2 protein-coding genes and 1 pseudogene are annotated in these 2,196 nt (G+C 31.6%); all 3 read left to right on the top strand.

The window, feature by feature from the left end; all coding sequences use genetic code 11:
- A pseudogene (locus HG1285_RS03975) lies at nucleotides 1-713 on the top strand (glycosyltransferase family 39 protein); the annotation flags it as partial.
- Nucleotides 714-718: 5 nt separating this feature from the next.
- Nucleotides 719-1,459 carry an aminotransferase class IV gene (locus HG1285_RS03980; RefSeq protein ID WP_008288751.1) on the top strand — a complete coding sequence of 247 codons (741 nt, stop codon included), beginning with the start codon at nucleotides 719-721 and terminating at the stop codon, nucleotides 1,457-1,459.
- Between the two features lie 18 nt (nucleotides 1,460-1,477).
- Nucleotides 1,478-2,196 (top strand): aspartate kinase (locus HG1285_RS03985; RefSeq protein WP_008288750.1); only part of this gene is annotated, 719 nt, incomplete at its 3' end.

Raw genomic sequence — 2,196 nt, 5'->3', positions numbered from 1 at the left:
TTGTTTTTTCGTGGTTTTGGTCAATGATGGTTATTTTCACAATTGCAAAAGGAAAGCTTCCAACATATATGATACAGACATTTCCAGCACTTTCCGTTTTATCTGCTTATTTGATAATAAATTATAAACCGTTGGGAATAAAAAAATATTTATACTACTTAACCTTTATAATACCTACTGCTATTACTATTGTAGCTATGGTTTTTCTTATTTATGTTTTTAAGCTTGATTACCTGTATTACATTTTTGTGGTTTTCATACCTTTATACATACTTAGATATAAAGATATAAAAATTACACCTTATTTATCTTTCATTTTACTGCTTTTGATTTTCGTTATATCAGTACTACCAAAAATTGAAAAATATAGACCTTACGATAAGATAGGGCAGGTAATACAGGATAATTTTATTCCTAAAAGTATACCTCTAATAATTGAAAATAGATTTTTCCACAACCTACCTTTCTATGCAAAAAGAAAAGTATTAAGGGATTATCCTATTGAAAAAATCATTTCTTATAAAAAACCTAAACTTGCCCTTGTTTTCCAGAAGGATTTAATCTACTTTAAAAATGCTCAGGTTTTATGGAAAGGAAAACTTTACGATAGAGGAAGCGAATCCCAATTTGCAAAATTTTTAAAGGCTGTTATAAAAGCCCAAAAAGGAGATTATTCTAACTTTAGAAATTGGGCACTTATTTACGAGAGGTAGGAAAAATGAAAGAGGTAATTACTCTAAACGGAAAAAGATTTTTAAACAAAAAAATTCTCAGGACTTTAATGTATGGAGAAGGTGTTTTTGAAACTTTTAGGTATAACGGAAAACTACCAAAGTTTATAGAAAAGCATTACAGCCGTTTAAAAAAAGGAGCACAGGTCTTGGATATTCCTGTAATTTCTTTAGAAGATTACATAAAATTTATAGAAGATAGTGTAAAACAATTAAAAGAAAAAGACCTTTATGTTAAAACAGTACTTACATCAGAAGGAAGTACTTATTTTTCAGAAAAAGCTGAAAATTCTAATTTACTCGTAATTATAAAACCTTTTAAACCTCTTGAAGAACAAGAAATAAAACTGACTGTAGCACCTTTCAAAGTTCATTCTTCAGACCCGCTTCTTAAAATAAAATCTACAAATTACACAAGAAACATTCTTGCAAAAAGGTATGCACTTAAAAAAGGCTGTTTTGATGCAGTATTTTTAAATGAAAAGAATGAAATAACCGAAACCTCTTCTGCAAATATCTTCTGGGTAAGGGGGAAATACTTATACACTCCTTCATTAGAATGTGGTCTTTTAAATGGAATAACAAGACAGTTTGTAATAGAAAAAGCTAAAGAGGAAGGATTTGTTGTTGTTGAAGGAAGATTTTATCTAAATGATGTTAAAAATTCTGACATGATTTTTATAACCAATTCTTTAAATGGTATAATTAAAGTAAGCTCTATAGTTTAAAAATCAGGAGGATAGATTTTGTCCTTAGTTGTTAAAAAATTCGGTGGAACTTCAGTTGGTAGTGTAGAAAGGATTAAAAATGTTGCAAAAAGAGTAAAAGAGGCTGTAGATAAAGGAGAAAAGGTAGTTGTTGTTTCATCTGCAATGTCTGGTGAAACTGATAGACTTTTATCCCTTGCATATGAAATATCAAACAGACCTGACCCAAGAGAGGTTGACCAGGTAGTTTCAACAGGCGAACAGGTAGCAATTGGTCTTTTATCAATAGCCCTTCAAGAAATTGGAGTACCTGCAGTATCATTTACAGGATGGCAGGTGCCAATAGAAACTGACAGCGTTCACACTAAAGCAAGAATAACCCACATAAAAAAAGAAAGAATTTTAGAAGAAATAGAAAAAGGAAAGGTTGTAATTGTTGCAGGATTTCAAGGTATAAATCCTAAAGGCGATATTACTACCCTTGGAAGAGGCGGTTCAGATACAACTGCCGTTGCTCTGGCTGCGGCTTTAAACGCAAATGTTTGTGAGATATATACTGATGTTCCAGGGGTTTTCACAGCAGACCCAAGAATTGTTGAAGATGCAAGGAAAATACCAGTAATATCTTATGAAGAAATGATGGAAATGGCATCTCTTGGTTCAAAAGTTATGCAAATAAGGTCTGTTGAGTTTGCAGCCAAATACGGCGTTAAAATACACGTAAGGTCTTCATTTAGCTATGAAGACGGAACATGGAT

It is taken from the genome of Hydrogenivirga sp. 128-5-R1-1 (assembly GCF_000171895.1).
This window is presented reverse-complemented; position numbering and strand designations above follow the sequence as displayed.